Genomic DNA, 1,978 nt, shown 5'->3' with positions numbered 1-1,978 from the left:
GCCACCGCCGCCTTGTAGGCGTGGGCGCGGTTGAGCAGGCCCTTGGCGGCAACGCAGGTGAGCAGCCAGGCCAGCTCGGTGATCTCGGGAATGTCGGACTGCCGGTAGAAGGTCACCCGCGCGGTGTCGAGTCCGCAGGCCAGCCAGGTGGCGGCGATCTCCAGACGCGACTGCTGGATGCGCAGCGGGTCGTCGCACTTGATCAGGGCATGGTAGTCGGCCAGGAAGTAGAACGAGTCCGCGCCCGGATCGCGGCTGGCGACGATGGCCGGCCGGATGGCGCCGGCGTAGTTGCCGAGGTGCGGCGTGCCGGTGGTGGTGATGCCGGTGAGGATGCGCGTGGTCATGTTGCTTCCGTGGGCAGCATGTGGCCCATCTTGTCAGTCTTGGTCTGCATGTAGCCTTCGTTGAACGGGTTGATGCCCGTCACCAGCGGCACGCGCTCGGCCACGTCGATGCCATGCGCCTGCAGGGCCTCGACCTTCTTGGGATTGTTGGTGAGCAGGCGCACGCGGCGCACGCCGAGGTGGCGCAGCATGTCCTCGCACATGGCGTATTCGCGCAGGTCGGCGCCGAAGCCGAGCTGCTCGTTGGCCTCCACGGTGTCGGCACCGGCATCCTGCAGGGCGTAGGCGCGGATCTTGTTCACCAGGCCGATGCCGCGCCCTTCCTGACGCAGGTAGAGGATGACGCCACGACCGGCCTCGCTGACACGACGCATGGCCGCCTCCAGCTGCGGGCCGCAATCGCAGCGCAGGCTGCCGAAGCCGTCGCCGGTCAGGCACTCGGAGTGGATGCGCGCCAGCACCGGCTCGTCGCCGGGGGGCGTCTCCAGCCCGACGGTCAGCGCCACATGCTCCTTGCCGGACTCGCTGTCCTGGAAGGCGTGGATGCTGAACTCCCCGAAACGGGTCGGCAGGCGCGATGCGGCAACGAACTCAAAAGCCACCGGGCAGGCTCCGGAACAGACAGAAGGGGCTGGATTGTAGCAAAGACTGGCATCGCCTAGGCATGACGCCATCATGACCCGGCGTGACAGCAAAACGGCGTCGCACGCCCGTCACGCCCCTCCCGGCGGCAGCCCTCAGCGCGGAATGCCGAACCAGCCCGGCTCCGTTGCCGGCAGCAGGGGCAGCAGCAACCAGAGCACGACCGCGGCCATGACCCCGGCGATCAGGTCATCGAGCATGATGCCGAGGCCGCCGTGCACGCGACGGTCGGCCCAGCGCACCGGCCAGGGCTTCCAGATGTCGAACAGGCGAAACAGCGCGAAGCCGAGCAGCACGGCCAGCACATGGTGCAGGTCCCAGGTCATCAGGGGCACCAGCGGCACGAGGGCGATCCACTGGCCGACGAACTCGTCCCAGACGATGCCGGGATGATCGTGCACGCCCATCTGCTTCGCCGCCTCGCCGCAGATCACGATGCCGGCCAGCGCCGCCACCACGACCCAGCCGATGTAGAGCGGCAGCGGAAAGCTGGCGAAGGCCGCGAACCACAGCACCGCCAGCGCCGAACCGGCGGTGCCCGGCGCTTTCGGGCTGCGCCCGGAGCCGAAGCCGAAGGCCAGCAGGTCGAGGGCGCGGGGCAGGCGGGGAATGGGCGCACGGTCGGTCATGACGGGTTCCGGAGGAATGAAAAGAGGGACTCGGGCCGCTGATGCTCCCAAGCGCCGGCGCGGGCGGTCAAGCCCGCCGGTCAGGCCGGCGGCCACGACGCCGGAAAAGCGCCCCGGCGGTCAGGAGCGACTTGCGCCCTGCCGGGCGCCGTCACGCTCCGGGTTGCCCTTCACTACCATGTACAGCACGCCGAGGAAGATCAGCGTCGCGCAGGCGATGCCGCTGAGGGTGAACACCGCCACGCGGGCGGAATAGCCCAGCTCGAGCCACTCGTGGCGCACCGACGCCTGCAGCAGCAGGCACTGGGCGATGGCGAAGCCGATGATCAGCCAGCCTTGACGTTTGATTTCCGGGCGCAT

Annotated in this window: 3 protein-coding genes and 1 pseudogene; all 4 read right to left on the bottom strand. The window is 69.1% G+C overall.

The window, feature by feature from the left end; genetic code table 11:
* Positions 1-347, bottom strand: a pseudogene (locus C5O18_RS08830) (tryptophan--tRNA ligase); the annotation flags it as partial.
* Complete coding sequence (ribA, locus tag C5O18_RS08825; RefSeq protein WP_105193222.1) at positions 344-949, bottom strand: GTP cyclohydrolase II; 606 nt, start codon at positions 947-949, stop codon at positions 344-346. The gene ribA and the pseudogene C5O18_RS08830, both read right to left, overlap by 4 nt.
* A gap of 135 nt (positions 950-1,084) precedes the next feature.
* Positions 1,085-1,618 (bottom strand): phosphatidylglycerophosphatase A family protein, encoded by a 534-nt coding sequence (locus C5O18_RS08820; protein ID WP_105193220.1) that lies wholly within the window; start codon positions 1,616-1,618, stop codon positions 1,085-1,087.
* A 120-nt stretch (positions 1,619-1,738) separates the two neighbouring features.
* The coding region (locus tag C5O18_RS10505) for a hypothetical protein (protein ID WP_105193218.1) at positions 1,739-1,978 on the bottom strand (240 nt) is incomplete at its 5' end.

The organism is Amnimonas aquatica, from assembly GCF_002943415.1.
GTDB lineage: Bacteria > Pseudomonadota > Gammaproteobacteria > Pseudomonadales > Moraxellaceae > Perlucidibaca > Perlucidibaca aquatica_A.
Note: the sequence above shows the minus strand (reverse complement) of the source record. Positions and strands in the feature narration are given on the sequence as shown.

Bases quoted from the DNA above. Each gene is read 5' to 3' on its own strand.
- C5O18_RS08820 (WP_105193220.1), bottom strand. From the start codon at position 1,618: ATGACCGACCGTGCGCCCATTCCCCGCCTGCCCCGCGCCCTCGACCTG.